The 18,474-nt window shown below is 73.5% G+C and carries 12 protein-coding genes; 9 read left to right on the forward strand and 3 right to left on the reverse strand.

Annotation, left to right across the window (positions count from 1 at the left end; all coding sequences use genetic code 11):
- Positions 1 to 52 precede the first annotated feature (52 nt).
- The 5 genes from ACFWEE_RS03740 (at position 53) to sucD (ending at position 7,509) form a co-directional block, all read left to right on the forward strand.
- Positions 53 to 1,177: an AAA family ATPase gene (locus ACFWEE_RS03740; protein WP_386886159.1), complete on the forward strand. Its 1,125-nt coding sequence runs from the start codon at positions 53 to 55 to the stop codon at positions 1,175 to 1,177.
- Positions 1,174 to 3,627 (forward strand): DUF5682 family protein, encoded by a 2,454-nt coding sequence (locus tag ACFWEE_RS03745; RefSeq protein ID WP_386886049.1) that lies wholly within the window; start codon positions 1,174 to 1,176, stop codon positions 3,625 to 3,627. Before ACFWEE_RS03740 ends, ACFWEE_RS03745 begins: the two co-directional genes overlap by 4 nt.
- A 92-nt stretch (positions 3,628 to 3,719) precedes the next feature.
- Entirely contained in the window at positions 3,720 to 4,931 is a 1,212-nt protein-coding gene (locus ACFWEE_RS03750) for a VWA domain-containing protein (RefSeq protein ID WP_386886160.1), read from the forward strand.
- Positions 4,932 to 5,421: 490 nt separating this feature from the next.
- Positions 5,422 to 6,603, forward strand: a complete 1,182-nt coding sequence (gene sucC / locus ACFWEE_RS03755) for an ADP-forming succinate--CoA ligase subunit beta (protein WP_386886051.1) — start codon at positions 5,422 to 5,424, stop codon at positions 6,601 to 6,603.
- A 21-nt stretch (positions 6,604 to 6,624) separates the two neighbouring features.
- A complete protein-coding gene (gene sucD, locus ACFWEE_RS03760) occupies positions 6,625 to 7,509 on the forward strand; it encodes a succinate--CoA ligase subunit alpha (RefSeq protein WP_266708217.1) in 885 nt (294 codons plus the stop codon).
- A gap of 185 nt (positions 7,510 to 7,694) precedes the next feature.
- Here sucD and ACFWEE_RS03765 read toward each other — a convergent pair whose 3' ends face one another.
- The gene (locus tag ACFWEE_RS03765; RefSeq protein ID WP_386886052.1) at positions 7,695 to 9,053 is read right to left on the reverse strand and encodes a helix-turn-helix domain-containing protein; all 1,359 of its coding nucleotides are present in this window, start codon (positions 9,051 to 9,053) and stop codon (positions 7,695 to 7,697) included.
- 108 nt (positions 9,054 to 9,161) lie between these two features.
- On the opposite strand from ACFWEE_RS03765, the gene ACFWEE_RS03770 reads away from it, so the two are divergent.
- Positions 9,162 to 11,105, forward strand: a complete 1,944-nt coding sequence (locus ACFWEE_RS03770) for a DUF6350 family protein (protein ID WP_386886054.1) — start codon at positions 9,162 to 9,164, stop codon at positions 11,103 to 11,105.
- Between the two features lie 133 nt (positions 11,106 to 11,238).
- On the opposite strand, the gene ACFWEE_RS03775 is transcribed toward ACFWEE_RS03770, so the two are convergent.
- On the reverse strand, positions 11,239 to 12,249 hold the full coding sequence (locus ACFWEE_RS03775) for a glycoside hydrolase family 11 protein (RefSeq protein ID WP_386886056.1): 1,011 nt from the start codon (positions 12,247 to 12,249) through the stop codon (positions 11,239 to 11,241).
- Positions 12,250 to 13,015: 766 nt separating this feature from the next.
- The gene (locus tag ACFWEE_RS03780; RefSeq protein ID WP_386886057.1) at positions 13,016 to 14,104 is read right to left on the reverse strand and encodes a hypothetical protein; all 1,089 of its coding nucleotides are present in this window, start codon (positions 14,102 to 14,104) and stop codon (positions 13,016 to 13,018) included.
- A gap of 256 nt (positions 14,105 to 14,360) precedes the next feature.
- On the opposite strand from ACFWEE_RS03780, the gene purN reads away from it, so the two are divergent.
- The 3 genes from purN to ACFWEE_RS03795 all read left to right on the forward strand — a co-directional run bounded on the left by purN (position 14,361) and on the right by ACFWEE_RS03795 (position 18,463).
- A complete protein-coding gene (gene purN / locus ACFWEE_RS03785; RefSeq protein WP_386886059.1) occupies positions 14,361 to 15,032 on the forward strand; it encodes a phosphoribosylglycinamide formyltransferase in 672 nt (223 codons plus the stop codon).
- Entirely contained in the window at positions 15,019 to 16,572 is a 1,554-nt protein-coding gene (gene purH / locus ACFWEE_RS03790) for a bifunctional phosphoribosylaminoimidazolecarboxamide formyltransferase/IMP cyclohydrolase (RefSeq protein WP_386886061.1), read from the forward strand. The genes purN and purH overlap by 14 nt, the downstream gene beginning before the upstream one ends.
- Before the next feature lie 238 nt (positions 16,573 to 16,810).
- Positions 16,811 to 18,463, forward strand: coding sequence for a DUF2079 domain-containing protein (locus ACFWEE_RS03795; protein WP_386886062.1), 1,653 nt, complete (start codon positions 16,811 to 16,813; stop codon positions 18,461 to 18,463).
- Positions 18,464 to 18,474: the final 11 nt, after the last annotated feature.

Genomic DNA, 18,474 nt, shown 5'->3' on the forward strand with positions numbered 1-18,474 from the left:
GGCGGTGGGGCCGGGGGGGGGGGGGTCCGCGGGCGCGCCGCCGGACGGGGCGCTGCGGGAGGGCGCGCTGCCGGACACGGTGCGGCCGGGTGGGGGGGTGCGGGCGCTGCGCCCGCACGCCGAGGACGCCTTCGCCGACGAGCTCAAGGCGCTGGCCGCCGCCGACGACCGTCCCAGGCCCGTCCGTTGGCGCCTCTCGCCGTGGGCCGTCGCCACCTATCTGCTCGGCGGCACCCTCCCGGACGGCACGGTGATCACCCCCAAGTACGTGGGCCCGCGCAGGCTCGTCGAGGTCGCCGTGTCCACGCTCGCCACCGACCGCGCCCTGCTCCTCCTCGGGGTGCCCGGGACCGCCAAGACCTGGGTCTCCGAACACCTGGCGGCGGCCGTCAGCGGTGACTCGACGCTTCTCGTCCAGGGCACCGCGGGCACGCCCGAGGAAGCGCTCCGGTACGGCTGGAACTACGCGCGGTTGCTCACCCAGGGCCCGAGCCGGGAGGCCCTGGTGCCCGGCCCGGTGATGCGTGCCATGGCGGAGGGGCTGACCGCCCGGGTGGAGGAGCTGACCCGCATCCCGGCCGACGTGCAGGACTCGCTGATCACGGTCCTCTCGGAGAAGACGCTGCCCGTCCCCGAGCTGGGCCAGGAGGTCCAGGCGGTCCAGGGGTTCAACCTCATCGCCACCGCCAACGACCGCGACCGGGGCGTCAACGAGCTGTCCAGTGCGCTCCGCCGCCGCTTCAACACCGTCGTGCTGCCGCTCCCGGCGACGCCCGAGGACGAGGTGGACATCGTCTCGCGCCGCGTCGGCCAGCTCGGCCGCGCCCTGGACCTGCCGGCCGCCCCCGAGGGGATGGCCGAGATCCGGCGCGTCGTCACCGTCTTCCGGGAACTCCGCGACGGCGTCACCGCGGACGGCCGCACCCGGGTCAAGTCCCCCTCGGGCACGCTCTCCACCGCCGAGGCGATCTCCGTCGTCACCCACGGCCTCGCGCTCGCGGCCCACTTCGGCGACGGCACCCTGCGCCCGGACGACGTCGCCGCCGGAATCCTCGGCGCGGTCGTCCGGGACCCGGCGGGCGACCGGGCCGTGTGGCAGGAGTATCTGGAGACGGTCGTCCGCGAGCGGGACGGCTGGAAGGACTTCTACCGCGCCTGCCGCGAGGTCGCGTCATGATCCCGACGCCCGCCACCCCGGAGCCCGCAGGACCCCTGCTGCTGGGCGTGCGGCACCACGGTCCGGGGTCGGCGCGGGCGGTGCTGGCCGCGCTGGACGCGGTGCGACCGCGGGCCGTGCTGGTCGAAGGGCCGCCGGAGGCCGACGCGTTGCTCGCCCTCGCCGCCGACCCCGGGATGCGGCCCCCGGTGGCGCTGCTCGCCCACGCCGAGGACGATCCGGGTCTGGCGTCGTTCTGGCCGATGGCGGAGTTCTCGCCGGAGTGGGTCGCGATCCGCTGGGCACTCGCGCACGGTGCGGCCGTCCACTTCGTCGACCTGCCCGCCGCCCACTCACTGGCGCTCGCGGCGGCGGCCCAGGGCGAAGGGGAGTGGGAGACCCCGCCCGCCCCGCCCGACCCGGTCGCGTTGCTGGCCGAAGCCGCTGGATACGACGACCCCGAGCGGTGGTGGGAGGACGTGGTCGAACACCGGTCCTCGGCACCCGGCGCCGACCCCGTCGCCCCGTTCACCGCGCTGGCCGAGGCGATGGCGGCCCTGCGCGAGACGTACGGCGACGGCGGCCACCCCCGCGACGCCGTGCGCGAGGCGTTCATGCGCATCCGACTCCGGGCGGCGCGGAAGGAGTTCGGCGACGAGGTCGCGGTCGTCTGCGGCGCCTGGCACGTGCCCGCCCTCGCCGCCCGGACGACCCTCACCGCCGACCGCGCGCTGGTGAGGGGACTGCCCAAGGTGAAGACCGGCATGACCTGGGTGCCCTGGACGCACCGGCGGCTGGCCCGGCGCAGCGGATACGGCGCCGGTATCGAGGCACCCGGCTGGTACGCCCACCTCTTCCACGCCCCGGACCGGCCCGTCGAGCGCTGGATGACGAAGGTCGCGGGGCTGCTCCGCGACGAGGACCGGTTCGTCTCCCCGGCCCACGTCATCGAGGCGGTACGCCTCGCCGGGACGCTCGCCGCCCTGCGCGGGCGCCCGCTCGCCGGGCTCGCCGAGGCCACCGACGCGGTCCGGGCCGTCCTGTGCGACGGGTCCGACGTGCCCCTCGGGCTCGTCCACGACGGACTCGTCGTCGGCACCGCGCTCGGCGAAGTCCCCGACGGCGCACCGGCCGTGCCGCTGCAGCGGGACCTGACCCGGCAGCAGCGCACCCTGCGCCTGAAGCCGGAACCGGCCGACCGGGAGGTGGAGCTCGACCTCCGCCGGGAGAACGACGCCGCGAGGAGCCTGCTGCTGCACCGGTTGCGGTTGCTCGCCGTGGACTGGGGCGAGCCGGTGGCGGGCCGGGGGAGCACCGGCACGTTCCGGGAGACCTGGCGGCTGCGCTGGGAGCCCGAGCTCTCGGTACGGATCGCGGAGGCGGGGACCTGGGGCACCACCGTGCTCACCGCCGCCACCGCCAAGGCCGAGTCCGAGGCTCTTGCGGCGGCCACGCTCGGCGAGGTCACCGCCCTCGCCGAACACTGCCTCCTCGCCGGTCTGCCCGGCGCGCTGCCCGTGGTGATGCGGGCCCTGGCGGACCGCGCCGCGCTCGACGCGGACGTCTCCCATCTCGCCGAGGCCCTGCCCGCGTTGGCCCGCTCGCTGCGGTACGGAGACGTACGCGCCACGGACACCGCCGCCCTCGGCGAGGTCGCCGCGGGACTGGCGGCACGCATCTGCGTCGGGCTGCCCGCCGCCTGCACGGCCCTGGACGCCGACGGCGCGGAGGCGATGCGCCGCGCGGTGGACGAGGTGCACGGCGCGATCGCCCTGCTGGCGCCCCCGGACGAACCCGCGCACGGGCTGCGGGACCGCTGGGCGGCGGTGCTCGGCAAGCTGTCGGCCCGGGACACGGTCGCCGGGGTCGTGCGGGGCCGCGCCACCCGGCTGCTGCTGGACGAGGGCCGGCTCGGGGACGGCGAGGCGGCGAGGCTCATGAGCCTCGCCCTCTCGCCCGGTACGCCGCCCGCGCACGCCGCCGCGTGGATCGACGGCTTCCTCGGGGGAGCCTCCGGCGGCGGGATGCTCCTCGTGCACGACGAGCGCCTGTTCGCCCTCGTGGACGGCTGGCTGACCGGCGTACCCGACGACGCTTTCACGGACGTGCTGCCGCTGCTCCGCCGTACCTTCTCCGCCTACGAACCGGGAGTCCGGCGCACCCTGGGGGAGCTGGCCCGCCGGGGCCCGGCCGGAGCCGGCCGGGCCCGGGGACCCGGCACCGGGGCGGCGCCGCCCGGCTTCGGCCCGGAGCTGGACGGGCCCCGCGCCGACGCCGTACTCCCGCTGCTCCGCCTGGTCCTGGGCCCCGAACGCGTAGCGGAGCACTTCGACCACCCGGAGCACTTCGACCACCCAACGCACCCGGCGCACTCGGCGCACCCAACGCACCCGGCGCTCCCGGAGTACGTGGAGCGCGCCTCCGACCGGGCCCGACCGGTCCTTCCGCGTACAGGAGTTGATCGACCGTGACGGAACACGTTCCCGCGCCGGGCCGGGCCCCGAGGCCCCGGCAACCCCGGCCCGCACGGGCCTGGGGCGACGAGCGGGTCAGGCGGTGGCGGCTGGTGCTGGGTTCCGACAGCGCGGAGTCCACCGGCCATGCCCCCGAGGGCCGGGACGCGGCGATGGACCGCACGCTCACCGCGCTCTACGGCGGCGGGAGGAACCCGGGCACCCGGACGCCCGGTGAACGCGGGGCCGGACTCGGCGCGTCCGCTCCCGCCGCCGCCCGCTGGCTCGGCGACATCCGTACGTACTTCCCGGCCCCGGTCGTGCAGGTCATGCAGCGGGACGCCATCGAGCGGCTCGGCCTCGCCGCCCTGCTGCTGGAACCCGAGATGCTCGACGCGGTCGAGGCCGACGTCCACCTCGTCTCCACCCTCCTCCAGCTCGGCGGCGCGATGCCGGAGACCACCCGGGAGACCGCCCGCGCCGTGGTGCGCAAGGTCGTCGCCGACCTGGAGAGGAGACTGGCCGGCCACACCCGGGCGACCCTCACCGGCGCCCTCGACCGGTCGGCGCGCACCCGCAGCCCGCGCCACGGCGACATCGACTGGAACCGCACCATCCGCGCCAACCTCAAGCACTGGGTTCCGCTCCCCGGCGTGGACGGCGTGGACGGCGTGGACGGTGCGGACGGCGCGGCCGGCTCCGGCGGCGAAGGCGGCACTGGCGGCTCCGGCGGCCCGGCCGGCGCGGGGACCGTCGTCCCGGAGCGGCTCATCGGCTACGGCCGGGCGGGCCGGGCCGTGCGCAAGGAGGTCGTCCTCTGCGTCGACCAGTCCGGTTCGATGGCCGCCTCCGTCGTCCACGCGGCCGTCTTCGGGGCGGTCCTCGCCTCGATGCGTTCGCTGGACACCCGGCTGATCGTGTTCGACACCGCCGTCGTGGACCTCACCGACCAGCTGGACGACCCCGTCGACGTGCTCTTCGGCACCCGGCTCGGCGGCGGTACGGACATCAACCGGGCCCTTGCCTACTGCCAGGCGCGCCTCACCCGCCCCGCCGACACCGTCGTCGTCCTGATCAGCGACCTCTACGAAGGCGGGCTGCGCGACGGGATGGTCCAGCGGGTCGCGGCGATGAAGCGGTCGGGAGTGGAGTTCGTGGCCCTGCTCGCGCTCTCGGACGAGGGAGCGCCCGCCTACGACCGCGACCGTGCGGCGGCGCTGGCCGCCCTCGGGGTCCCCGCCTTCGCCTGCACCCCGGACCATTTCCCGGAGGTGATGGCGGCGGCCCTGGAGAAGCGTCCCCTGCCGGTCCCGGAGCGGTAGGGACGTCCACCGCCCGCCCCGGTGACGAGCCCCGGCCGGGCCGGGCGGTCCCTGTGAGGTCCCCGGGCGGTTCCGGTGCGGTTCCCCCCGCGGTCTCCGGGTGGTTCCGGTGCGGTTCCCCGTGCGGTCTCCGGGTGGTTCATCTCTCACCGCTCCGACGGTTGCCCGGGGTCCGCTCGCCGGCCGTCCCGTCCGCCCGGCGCCCCGCCCGTTCCGCCGCAACCCCGCTGACCAGCGCCCTCGCCGGGCCCCCGGCGTGCCGATTTGTCCCCCGCACCCCGGTCACCAGGGGCATCTGTGACCGTAATCACCGCCCGTGCGGGATCTCCGATTTATGGTCGGGCGGAGCGCGGGGATAACCTGCCGGGTGGACATGCCGCGTACTGGACACCGTGTACGCATTCCTTGGTGACAGCGCAGTCACGTTTGCCCCTCGCGGCACGCCCACGCATCAAACCAACCGCGAGACCACTAAAAGGGACGGACGCGCGTGGACCTGTTCGAGTACCAGGCGAGGGACCTCTTCGCCAAGCACGGTGTACCGGTGCTGGCCGGTGAAGTCATCGACACGCCTGAGGCAGCCCGCGAGGCGACCGAGCGGCTGGGCGGCAAGTCCGTCGTCAAGGCGCAGGTCAAGGTCGGAGGCCGCGGCAAGGCCGGCGGCGTCAAGCTCGCCGCCGACCCGGACGAGGCAGTCGCCCGGGCGACCGACATCCTCGGCATGGACATCAAGGGCCACACGGTCCACAAGGTGATGATCGCCGAGCTGTCTCCGGAGATCGAGGCGGAGTACTACGTCTCCTACCTCCTCGACCGCACCAACCGCACCTTCCTGGCCATGGCCTCGGTGCAGGGCGGCATGGACATCGAGGAGGTCGCGGAGAAGACCCCCGAGGCCCTTGCGAAGGTCCCGGTCAACGCCGTCGACGGTGTCGACATCGCCAAGGCCCGCGAGATCGTGGCCCAGGCGAAGTTCCCGGCCGACGTGGCCGAGGGTGTCGCCGAGGCCCTGGTGACCCTGTGGAAGACCTTCGTCGCCGAGGACGCGCTCCTCGTCGAGGTCAACCCGCTGGTCAAGACCAAGGACGGCCGCATCCTGGCGCTGGACGGCAAGGTCTCGCTCGACGAGAACGCCGACTTCCGCCAGCCCGAGCACGAGGCCCTCGAGGACAAGGCCGCGGCCAACCCCCTCGAAGCCGCCGCGAAGGCCAAGAACCTCAACTACGTCAAGCTCGACGGTGAGGTCGGCATCATCGGTAACGGTGCCGGTCTGGTCATGTCGACCCTGGACGTCGTCGCGTACGCCGGTGAGAAGCACGGCAACGTGAAGCCCGCCAACTTCCTCGACATCGGTGGCGGCGCCTCCGCCGAGGTCATGGCGAACGGCCTGGAGATCATCCTCGGCGACACCGACGTCAAGTCCGTGTTCGTCAACGTCTTCGGTGGCATCACCGCCTGCGACGAGGTCGCCAACGGCATCGTCCAGGCCCTCGCGCTGCTGGAGAGCAAGGGCGAGAAGGTCGAGAAGCCGCTCGTCGTGCGTCTCGACGGCAACAACGCGGAGCTGGGTCGCAAGATCCTTTCCGACGCCAACCACCCGCTGGTCCAGCGCGTGGACACCATGGACGGCGCGGCCGACAAGGCCGCCGAGCTCGCCGCGGCTGCGAAGTAAGGGACGAGGGACTCCAACACCATGGCTATCTTCCTCACCAAGGACAGCAAGGTCATCGTCCAGGGGATGACCGGCGCCACGGGCATGAAGCACACCAAGCTCATGCTGGCCGACGGCACCAACATCGTCGGTGGCGTGAACCCGCGCAAGGCCGGCACGACCGTCGACTTCGACGGCACCGAGGTCCCGGTCTTCGGCTCCGTCGCCGAGGCGATGGAGAAGACGGGCGCCGACGTGTCCGTCCTCTTCGTGCCGCCGGCCTTCGCGAAGGCCGCCGTCGTCGAGGCGATCGACGCCGAGATCCCCCTCGCCGTCGTCATCACCGAGGGCATCGCCGTCCACGACTCCGCCGCCTTCTGGGCCTACGCGGGCTCGAAGGGCAACAAGACCCGGATCATCGGCCCGAACTGCCCGGGTCTGATCACCCCCGGCCAGTCCAACGCCGGCATCATCCCGGGCGACATCACCAAGCCCGGTCGCATCGGTCTCGTGTCCAAGTCCGGCACGCTGACCTACCAGATGATGTACGAGCTCCGTGACATCGGCTTCTCCTCCGCCGTCGGCATCGGTGGCGACCCGGTCATCGGCACGACGCACATCGACGCCCTCGCGGCGTTCGAGGCGGACCCCGAGACCGACCTCATCGTCATGATCGGTGAGATCGGTGGCGACGCCGAGGAGCGTGCCGCCGACTTCATCGCGAAGAACGTCACGAAGCCGGTCGTCGGCTACGTCGCGGGCTTCACCGCGCCCGAGGGCAAGACCATGGGCCACGCGGGCGCCATCGTCTCCGGCTCCTCCGGCACCGCCGCCGCGAAGAAGGAGGCCCTCGAGGCCGCCGGCGTGAAGGTCGGCAAGACGCCGACCGAGACCGCCAAGCTGGCGCGCGAGATCCTCGGCGCCTGATCACGGGCACCGCGACGGCGCCCCGCCGTCGCACCCCGCGTGAACGCGTCACAGCGGCGTGGGCCCGTACCCCTGGCACCAGGAGTACGGGCCCACGCCGTTTTCGTACGGCCGTCGGAGCGCGCACAACCGGAGACGCGCACGACCGGAGAAGGGTACGACCCAAGACGCGTACGCCCGGGGCGTCAGTGGATCAGCGGCACCAGGCGCTCCGGGCCGTGGGTGAGCTGCTGGCGCAGTGACCGCTGGAGTTCCAGGTCCTGCTCGGTCAGGCGCTGCGGGCCGCCGCGCGGGGGTACGCCTCCGACGCGCTGGGCGGGCGAGAGGGGTTCCTCGTACCGCGTCGGCGCGGTGTGCAGGGTGAAGGCGGTCGCGCCGATGAGCAGGGCGGCGAACGCGATGGCCGCCCTGGTCCAGAGCTGGGCCTTGCGCTCGCTCCCGGCGCGTACGGCCTTCGGCGCGGGCAGGGCGGGGGGCGGTTCGAGGGCGGCCAAGGAGTGGAGTCGCTCGCGCAGCCGGTCGGAGAGCTCGGTGGACGACGGGGCCTCGGCCAGGTCGGGCAGCCGCTCGGCGAGGGTGGCCCGCGCGTTCACCAGCCGCCCGGCGGCGGCCGGCGTGCTCGCCTCCGTCTCGGCGGCCGTCTCCGGCAGGTCGAGCCCGACCCCGTCGTACAGCAGCACCGTGCGGCGGGAGGACGGCGGCAGCGCGAGGAAGGCCTCCAGCAGCGCCCGCCGCTCCGGATCGGCGGGGGGCGCGTCCGGGTGGCGGTGGGCACGGCGCACCCGGTGCCAGGGCGACAGCGCGTACTCGTGGGCGGCGGCCCGCACCCATCCCGCCGGGTCCCGGTCCACGGCCACTTCCGGCCATCGCTCCCACGCCGTGTGGAACGCGCGCTCCACGGACTCCTGGGAGAGGTTCCGGCGCCCCGTCAGCACGTAGGCCTGGCCGACCAGTCCGGGGGCGGTCCGCTGGTAGAGCGCGTCGAACGCCCCCTCCGGAGTGGGCCCCGACGGTGCGTCGGGTGGGTCGGACGGGTCGGACGCCTCGGATTCGGGCGGAACGGCGTCGTCCGGAGCGGGAGCCGGAGCGGGCGCCGGGGCGGCCCCGCCCGGTGCCGTCTCGTCCGGGGTCGAGGCCGGGGCCGGGGCCGGGGCTGAGGCCGGGGCCTGGGCCCGGGTGGGGTCGGGCTCGGTCGGGGACATGGGGGTGCTCCCGGGGGCTTCGGCGGCGGGGGCTGCGGCAGCGGCGGCCTCGACGGCAGTCGCCTCCGCGGTGGCCGGTTTCGGGCGGCGGCCCCGTGAACGGCCCGAAGAGCCCCGGCGGGCGGGCCGCTGGTCGGCGCACCCGATGAGCTGGGCGTACGCCAGGCGTTTGCGTCCTTGCGGGGCCGTACGCCCCGACTCCCAGGACCGGACGGTGGCCGGGGTGACGCCGACCGCGGAGGCCACCTGCTCCTCGCTCAGTGACTTCGCCTCACGCAGCCGCCGCCGCTCCTTGGGGGCGGGCAGCGGGACGTCGGCGGCGCCGGTCGTACTCTCCGTCACGGATGGCCCCCCGTAGCACTACACCGGGTGAAAAAGTACATAAACGTATATTGGGCGACACGGCGCCCGTTCGCCCGTTACACGGATTCAGCGCGTGTCGTTGGCAGCATGGCGGGCGTGACCCAAGTGACCGATCGCAGCCCGATGTTGTCCTCCGGACGCGGCAGGGCAGCCGCCCTGGCCTCCGCACTCCTGCGCGGAGCGATCGCGGCCGGACTCGGTCTCGGCACGCTCACCGTCCTGCTGATGGGACTGTGGATCAGCTCGCCGTACTCCGACGCCGGACCCGGCCGCGCGGTCCGCACGGCGGCGGCCCTGTGGCTGCTCTCGCACGGCGCCGAGCTCGTCAGGACCGACACCCTCAGCGGCATCCCGGCGCCGGTGGCGACCGTCCCCCTGCTGCTGACGGTGCTGCCCGTCTGGTTGCTCCACCGGGCCGCCCGCGACGCGCTGGACGCGGCGGACCCGGTGGGCCCGGTGGAGGCGACGGAGGACCGGCCGCCGTCGGCCGCCGCCGTCTGCTGCGCGGTGGTGACCGGCTATCTGCTGGTGGTCGCGGGAGCGGTGGCCTTCGTGCGGTCGGCTCCGCTCCGCGTGGACACCGGGGATTCGGCCACGCTGGCGTTCCCCCTGGTGGCCGTGGTGGCGGGAGCTGCGGCGGCCGGGGTGTGGACGGCGTCCGGCCGGCCGGTCGGCGCCACCCCGTCCTGGGCGCCGCTGCGGGTCCAGGAGGCGGTGGCCCGTACCCTCTTCCGCGACCGGGCCGAGGCGGCGACCCGGTCGGCGGTCGCGGGAATCGCGGTGCTGCTCGGCGGCGGCGCGCTGCTCGTCGCGATCGGGCTCGTACGGAACAGGGCCGCGACGGAGGAATCGTTCCTGGCGCTCTCCGGCGAGGTGTCCGGGCAGGTCGCCGTCCTGCTGCTCGCGCTGGCGCTGGTGCCGAACGCGGCGGTGTGGGCGGCTTCGTACGGACTCGGGCCCGGCTTCTCGCTCGGTACGGCGGCCACGGTCGCCCCCCTCGGCTTCTACGGGGACCCCGCACTGCCCGGGTTCCCCCTGCTGGCCGCCCTGCCGGACCGGGGCCCCGGAACCGCGGTGAACGGAGCGGCCGGCGTGGTCCCGCTGATGGCGGCCGTCGCCGTCGCCTGGTTCACCGTACGGAGAGCGGCGCCGTCCTGTGGGACCCCCGAGGACGCCTGGAGTCCGGGGGAGACCGCGCTGGTCACGGCGCTCGCCGCGCTCGGCTGCGGCGCGGGCACGGCAGCCCTCGCCGCTCTCTCCGGTGGGCCGATGGGCACTAGGGCGCTGGCCGAGTTCGGTCCCGTCTGGTGGCTGACCGGCGCCGCCACGGTGATCTGGACCGTCGTACTCGGTGTCCCGCTCGCGCTGCTGATGCGGACCTGGCGCCTGCGGGAACGGGCCTGGGGCTGGCGGTGGGAGACGGCCGAAGAGGCGCAGGTGGCAGGGGCCGCGGGGGCCGTCCGGGTGGGAGCGGCGAGGGCGGTGCCCGAGGCGGCGGCCGTGCCGCAGCGGCCGTCGTGGTCCGCGCGCGGCCTCGGCTCCTGGCGGACCGGGGCGGCGTCCCCGGACGCGGGCGCCGAAGAATCCACTGGAACTCCGGACGCGCAGCCGTCCGGGGAAGAGGGTGGGCGAGACGCGCGCGCCCGGTGGATCCCGCGCCTTCCCCGGCGGAAGTCCGGGACGCCGGACGCGGGGGCGGACCAGGCCCGGGTGCCACCTGCGCCGCCGCTCTTCGCGCGTTCGGCGGCGCGGACCGCCGCGGAGGGGACGGAGACCGCGGATCCGGAACGGCCTGTGGACGCCCCCGCAGGTCCCGCGCCCATGGGTCCCGCATCCGCCGGTACGCCGGTCCTGCCGGTCCTGCCGGTCCTGCCGGTCTCTCCCGTCGAACCGGGTGCCGAGCAGTACGACTTCCTGCCCAGGTCGGAGCCCGCGAGCCGTCCCGAGGCGGAAGCGCCGAGGCCGGAGGTGGGCCCCCGGCCGACGGAGGGCCAGGGCCCCCCGCCGACGACGGACGGCGCGGCAACCTGAGGCTGCCGCGCCGTCGCGCCCGCCGGGTACTCCCGGTGTGCGGTGGTGCTGTTCGTACGGGGAGCGATGTCCGCAAGGGGACCGCCGTCCGCAGGGGAACCGCTCTCCGTACGGGTTTTGCCGTCCGTGCGGGTCAGCTCGCCGTGCAGGTGACCGTCGGCCAGGTCCAGGCGCCGTTGGCCTGGATCGTCACGCCCCAGTTGTTGCCGCTGCCGTTCGGTTTGGCGACGAGTTGCTGGGCGCTCGGGTAGGTGGCGCCGATGTTCCAGGTGGAGAGGACCTTCTCGGGCGAGGGCACGTTCATCGTCACGGTCCAGTTGCTGGAACCGCTGACCGAGACGTTGAGGTTGTAGCGGTCGCTCCACTTCTCCCCGGCGGAGAGCGTCGCGGTGCAGCCGCCGCTGGTACCGCCGCCGCCCGTGCTGCCGCCGCCGGTGCTGCCGCCGGAGCCGTCGAGCGTGATGTTGGAGTTACCGCTGCTCTGGTAGCCCTCGGTGGCGAGCACCATGTAGTTGAACGAACCCAGGCTCATGCCCTTGCTCGACCAGGCGTCGAAGTGGTTGCCCGTGGTGATGGTGCCGCCGGTCTTCTTGGACTGACGGACGCTCCAGTACTGCTTGAAGGTCTTGGTCCCCTCGATGGACGGGGCGTTGGTCCGGGTCGTCTCGTAGATGTCGTACGTGCCGCCGTCGCTGGTCACCGTGCCCTTGAAGGTGCCGGTAGGACGGTAGGTGCCCCAGTTGTCGACGACGTAGTACTCGACGAGCGGGTTGGTGGTCCACCCGTAAAGCGCCAGATAGGCATTGCCCGACGGGTTGAAGGTGCCGGTGTAGTTCACGCTCCGGCGCCCGCCGGTGCTCCATCCCTTGCCGGCGACGAAGTTGCCGACGTTGCTCCAGTTGGTGCTGTAATTCCCGCCGGAGCCGAGGTTCATGGAGACCGATCCGCCACCGTCGGACCAGTACGAGTAGTAATAGCCGTTGTTGGTGCCGGTCTGGTTCGTGGTGATCGTGGTGTCGGCGTTGGCCGTGCCCGGCAGGATCAGCGCGGTCGCTGCCGCGGCCAGGGCCAAGGCCCGCCCGAGGAGCCGGAAGCGGCCGAGACCGCGGCTCCTCGAACGAGTGGTGCCTTCCTTCGTGAACATGCTTCCTCCTTGTGCGGACTGGCCGGAGGCCAGGTGGCGGAAGACCTCCCCGGCCGGACATGTCATGGACGCGTCAGGAGAGGGGTCGTGTCGGAGTAGCGGCCGACGCGGCGGGGTGGTGCGTTCCTGAAGCGGCCGGAGCCGGTGGGGCGGGTCGTGCGGGTGCCTCAAATCGACGGCCTTTGAGGTCTGTCAGCGACGTCAGTGTTGATTCGGCGTTCAGGGGTGTCAATGGTTTCGGCACGCATCGCGAAAAACTTTTTTGAGCCGAGGGGGAGGGGTGAGGGTATTTTCCCAGCTCAGTGCAAGTGTCGTGCGGGAGGGCATGGATGACGTTGAGGGATTCCCCGGATCCGAGAACTGATAAGCAGTCGGGGAAAGGCCAGGAATTCGAAACATTTCGAAAGTTTTTCGGGCGTGCAAAGGCGTTTCGGAATACGTGTCCGAGGGGGTATCGGAGCGGTGGGGGTGTGGGGGTTGCGGAGGTACGGAGGTACGCGCACCCCGACTCGGCTCGGCCTGGTGCGGCCGGGTGTGGCCGGATTTCGCCCTCGTGATGCGTGCCCGGGTCGCGCCGCGTGCGAACGGCCCGGCTCCCAGGGCGGGAGCCGGGCCGTTCGGTGACGCGGACCGGCGACGGCCGGTCGACGACCGTCGGACGGTGACGGTCGGTGGGTGGAGCTCAGTGGGTGACGGTCCGTGGGTGGAGCTCAGTGGGTGACGGTCCGTGGGTGGAGCTGAGGGGGCGACAGCCAGGGGGTGGCGGTCAGTTCTTGACGCCGAAGATTGGTTCGAGGGGGTCCGGCAGGAGGTCGTTGCAGGCCAGCGCACTGGAACGGGTCAGCGCGTCGTCCACGCAGGTGTAGTAGTCCCGGTAGACCAGCTCGACCGTGAACGTCCCCGCCACCATCACCAGCGCCAGCAGCGCGGTCACCAGTCCGCTGACCGCCGCCGTGGTCTGCGGCTTGCCGCCGATCCCCGGTACGGGCCGCCCGGGCTGTCCACCCGGCGGAACGGAACCGGGCGCGGGCTGCCCGGCGGGGGCGCCACCCGGTGCGTGGGCTCCGGCGGCGGAGGCCGCTCCGGCACGGCCGGAAGGCGCCGTACCGTCGGCCGGGACCGGTGGCTTCGGCTCCGCGCGCAGCGAGCTGATCGCCCAGTAGGTGCCGAGCGCGCCGAGCAGCAGGGCGATCTCCGGGAAGCCGAAGAGCACGAAGAAGAAGGCCCACATGCCGCTGAGCACCGCGTAGCGGGCGCGGCGCTGGGCGGGGTCGGTGGGGTCCCACCGCATGCCGCCCCGGCCTCCCCCGGGCTGCTCCGGTCCGCCGCCCGCGCCGGGGCGGCGGCCGAACTCGCCGTTCTCCCGGCCCGGCTGCCGGTCGCTCCACTGGCTGCCCCAGACCGGGCGCCCGTCCGAGGGGCCGGGGCCGTTCCCGCCGCCCTGGCCGTGACCGCCGCCGCCCTGGCCGGTGCCGTCGCCCTGGCCGTTGGGGGCCGAGGGGTGGCGGGGGCGCCAGGGCTGGTCGGGACGCCCCTCGGGGGGTGCGGCGAACGGGTTGTCGTCGGCCGGGGAGCCGACCGGGGTGCCGGCCGGGGTGCCGGGCGCGCCCTGCCCGCCGGACTCACCGGGACCGCCCGGCGCACCCGGGGCTCCCGAGGCGCCTGACGTGCCCGGCGTGCCCGAGCCGTCGGCGGAACCGGTGGAGCCGGGCCGGCGCTCCCGCAGCAGGAGCGCCGACGGTGCGACCGACGACGCCGCCGGGGCGCCCTCGGTCAGCGGTGAGAGGCGCGAATGGCGCGAAAGGTGCGATGGCTGGAAAGGGCGGGAGTCGGTGCGGCGGCGTCGGTCCGGCATGTGGTGAACGTCTTCCCCATCTCGTCGTTTCCGCCCGTCGGACGGTTCGCGTCCCCTGACGCTACCTCCCGGCCACGCCCCCGTCCCGTGGGGGCCGCAGGGTGTGCCGGTATCGTTGCCGACGACCGGTCCGTTCGTAGGGTCCCCCGTACCCGAGGGCGATCTTCGTTCGTAGGACCGCACAAAGAGTCCGTCCAGCACCAAGAGATCCGCCCGCACGTCGCAGGCGCGTCACCACGCGAGAAAGGGCCCGTCCGTGGCCTCGCCCACCTCCGCCGCTCCGGCCCGTCCCGCCGGTCCTGCCCGTCTGGTCGTACTGGTCTCCGGCTCCGGTACGAACCTCCAGGCCCTGCTCGACGCCATCGACGCCGATCCCGAGGGGTACGGCGCCCGCGTCGTCGCGGTCGGCGCCGACCGCGAGGGCATCGTCGGTCTGGAGCGTGCCGAGCGTGCCGGTATCCCCACGTTCGTGTGCAAGGTGAAGGACCACGCCACCCGTGAGGAGTGGGACGCCGCGCTGGCCGCCGCCACCGCCGCGCACCGGCCGGATCTCGTCGTCTCGGCCGGTTTCATGAAGATCGTGGGCAAGGAGTTCCTGGCCGCGTTCGGCGGCCGGTTCGTCAACACCCACCCCGCCCTGCTCCCCAGCTTCCCCGGCGCCCACGGAGTGCGTGACGCACTCGCGTACGGCGTGAAGGTCACGGGGTGCACCGTCCACTTCGTCGACGACGGTGTCGACACCGGTCCGATCATCGCGCAGGGCGTGGTCGAGGTGACCGAAGAGGACACCCCGGAGGGCGAAGCAGCTCTCCACGAACGCATCAAGGAAGTCGAGCGCAAGCTGCTCGTCGAGGCCGTGGGGCGGATCGCCCGTGACGGTCATCGCATTGAGGGACGAAAGGTTCATCTCGGTCATGTCGGTGAATAAGCCCATCCGCCGCGCCCTGGTCAGTGTCTACGACAAGACGGGGCTGGAAGACCTCGCCCGCGGTCTGCACGAGGCGGGCGTCGAGCTCGTCTCGACCGGTTCCACCGCCGGAAAGATCGCCGCCGCCGGAGTCCCGGTCACCAAGGTGGAGGAGCTCACCGGCTTCCCCGAGTGCCTCGACGGCCGCGTGAAGACCCTCCACCCGCGCGTGCACGCCGGCATCCTCGCCGACCTCCGCCTGGACGCCCACCGCGAGCAGCTCGCCGAGCTGGGCGTGGAGCCCTTCGACCTGGTGGTCGTCAACCTGTACCCGTTCAAGGAGACCGTCGCCTCCGGCGCCTCCGACGACGAGTGCGTCGAGCAGATCGACATCGGCGGCCCGTCGATGGTCCGCGCCGCGGCCAAGAACCACCCGTCCGTGGCCGTCGTCACCAGCCCCGAGCGGTACGCCGACGTCCTCGCCGCGGTGAAGGCCGGCGGCTTCGACCTGACCGCCCGCAAGCGGCTCGCCGCCGAGGCCTTCCAGCACACCGCCGCCTACGACGTGGCCGTGGCCTCCTGGTTCGCCGCCGACTACGCCGCCGCGGACGACTCCGGCTTCCCCGACTTCTTCGGCGCCACGTACGAGCGCTCCGACGTCCTGCGCTACGGCGAGAACCCGCACCAGCCCGCGGCCCTCTACACCTCCGGCAACGGCGGCCTCGCCGAGGCGGAGCAGCTGCACGGCAAGGAGATGTCCTACAACAACTACACGGACACCGACGCCGCGCGCCGGGCCGCGTACGACCACGCCGAGCCGTGCGTCGCGATCATCAAGCACGCCAACCCGTGCGGCATCGCCATCGCCGACGACGTGGCCGAGGCGCACCGCAAGGCGCACGCCTGCGACCCGCTCTCCGCGTTCGGCGGCGTCATCGCCGTCAACCGCCCGGTGACCGTCGCGATGGCCGAGCAGGTCGCCGAGATCTTCACCGAGGTCATCGTCGCCCCGGCGTACGAGGACGGCGCGGTCGAGGTCCTCGCCCGCAAGAAGAACATCCGCGTGCTGCGCTGCGAGGGCGCCCCGACCGCCCCGGTCGAGGTCAAGCCGATCGACGGCGGCGCGCTGCTCCAGGTCACCGACCGGCTCCAGGCCGACGGCGACGACCCGGCCAACTGGACCCTCGCCACCGGTGAGGCGCTCTCCGCCGACGAGCTGAAGGACCTCGCCTTCGCCTGGAAGGCGAGCCGCGCGGTCAAGTCCAACGCGATCCTGCTCGCCAAGGACGGCGCCTCGGTCGGCGTCGGCATGGGCCAGGTCAACCGCGTCGACTCCGCCAAGCTCGCCGTCGAGCGCGCGGGCGCCGAGCGCGCCCAGGGCTCGTACGCCGCCTCCGACGCCTTCTTCCCCTTCCCCGACGGTCTGGAGATCCTGACCGCCGCCGGGATCAAGGCCGTGGCCCAGCCCGGCGGTTCCGTCCGTGACGAGCTGGTGGTCGAGGCCGCGAAGAAGGCCGGCGTGACCATGTACTTCACCGGTACGCGCCACTTCTTCCACTGATCGCGAGGGCCGGGCGCTCCGCCGCCCGGAGGTGACGGCCGTGCGGCCCGTCGGGACTTCCCGGCGGGCCGCACGCGCACCCGCCCGCGACCGCCGGTGAACGGGACGGAACCGAGGTCTCCCCGGGGCCCCGGCTCTCTGTTCTAATGGATCGCTTGTCCGAAGGGTGCGCCGGGCCGCGCGATCCCGGCGTGCGCGCGCACGACTCGTAGCGAACCGGTGGGTGAATGCATTGCGGATGGGGAAAGCCGCGCTCGGTCCGGGCGGCGACGAGCGGGGTCGTACCGGAAGCAGTTGGTCCGTCCCGGCGCAGCAGTCGCGCGACGCGGACCCCGGTCCGCACGGCGACGGCCGTCCGCAGCCCGAGGAGCCCACGCCCGAGAAGCCCACGCCCGAGGAGCCGACGCCCGACGACTCCACGCCAGCCGACTCCAGGTCCGACGAGCCGACGTCCGTCGAGCCCGCCCTCGACGCCCCCGCTCCCGGGGCGCCGGACGGCCGGGTCCCGCTGCGCCCGTACCTGATCGTCGGCGCGGTCCTCTGCGCCCTGTACTTCCTCTACTCCTACCTCCAGTACGCCCGTTTCGACTCGCCCTCCTGGGACCTCGGCATCTTCGAGCAGGAGGTACGGGCGTACGCCGGGTTCCACGCGCCGATCGTCGACATCAAGGGCCCCGGCTACCTGATCCTGGGCGACCACTTCTCCCCGGCGGTGGCGCTGCTCGTCCCGGTCTACTGGATCTGGCCGTCGGCCGTCGCCCTGCTGCTGGCGCAGGCCGCCCTCTTCGCGCTCTCCGCCGTCATCGTGGGACGTACCGTCCAGCAGGTCCTCGGCGGGCGCCTCGGCCCCTGGGTCACGGTCGCGTACGGGCTCTCCTGGGGGCTCCAGGAAGCGGTGAAGTCCGACTTCCACGAGATCGCCCTCGCCGTCCCGCTGATCGCCCTCGTCTGCCGGGCGCTGCTCACCGAACGCTGGACGGCCGCCGTCCTCTGGGCGCTGCCGCTGGTCCTCGTCAAGGAGGACCTCGGGATCACCGTGGCCGCCGTCGGGCTCGTCCTCTTCGTCCTCGGACAGCGGTTCCAGGGCGCGCTGCTCGCCGTCACCGGCGTCTGCGCCTTCGTGCTCACCGTCTTCGTCCTCATACCGGCGGCCAGCAGCGCGGGTTCGTACGACTACTGGAAGAAGATGGACACCGACGGCCAGCAGCACGTCTCCACGCTCGACGTGGTGCTCGGCGCGTTCAACTCCCCGGTGAAGATCGAGATGCTGGTCTTCCTCTTCGGCATCACCGCGTTCATGGCGCTCCGTTCACCGCTCGTGCTGCTCGTGCTGCCCACGCTCGGCTGGCGGCTGCTCTCCCGGGACGAGAACCACTGGGGCATGGTCTGGCACTACAGCGCCGTCCTCATGCCGATCGTCTTCCTCGCCATGGCGGACGGCATCCGCCGCAGCCGTACGTCACCGAGGCCCTGGCTCGCCTCCTTCGCGGGCGCCGTCGTCCCGGTGACCGTGGGCATCGCCTTCGCGATGACCCAGCACCTGCCGCTGCGCGAACTGCTGCGCCCGGAGACCTACCGCGCCGACGCCGGGACGTACGCGGCGCGCGAGGCGATGGCGGCGATCCCGGCGGGCGTCCGCGTCGAGACCGACATCACCCTGATGGCACACCTCACCGCGGACCGGACCGTCTACTGGATCGGCGGCGCCCCCGGCATCGCTCCCGACATCGTCGCCTTCGACCAGGGCGCCGGCTGGGCCCGTTCGATCCAGGACCCGGCGGCGTACGCGGAACAGCTGCACCCGGAGGCGACGTACCGGCTCAAGCTGCGCACCGGGAGCATCGTCGTGGTGGAACGGACCTCCCCGGGCCCGGCCCCCGCGACCGGCTGAGCCCCCGGGAC

Origin of the sequence: Streptomyces sp. NPDC060184 (assembly GCF_042728795.1) — a bacterium.
In the GTDB taxonomy this organism is placed as follows: domain Bacteria; phylum Actinomycetota; class Actinomycetes; order Streptomycetales; family Streptomycetaceae; genus Streptomyces.